Annotated in this window: 1 pseudogene; it reads left to right on the forward strand. The window is 52.4% G+C overall.

Going from position 1 to position 212, the window contains the following annotated elements:
- Nucleotides 1-212, forward strand: a pseudogene (locus HJY11_RS14590) (hypothetical protein); the annotation flags it as partial.

The following is a 212-nucleotide window of genomic DNA, read 5'->3' on the forward strand; positions in this document are numbered from 1 at the left end:
GCTTGTAGAACAGTGCGCCCGTGTCCTTGGAGTCTATCTGCTCTACACCGCCGCCATGAAGGAGACGGGATCGGCCGGGATTATTCTTGCCGTGTGTGGACTCGTTCTGGGTGAGATCGCAGGAGCCTTTTACAGCATTTTTGCCGTCCGACGGATACTTTATACAAAAAGTACCCTCTCCAGACGTACGATTTCCCTCTATCTGGAATGTC

The organism is Bittarella massiliensis (ex Durand et al. 2017) (assembly GCF_017566145.1).
Classification (GTDB): domain Bacteria; phylum Bacillota; class Clostridia; order Oscillospirales; family Ruminococcaceae; genus Bittarella; species Bittarella massiliensis_A.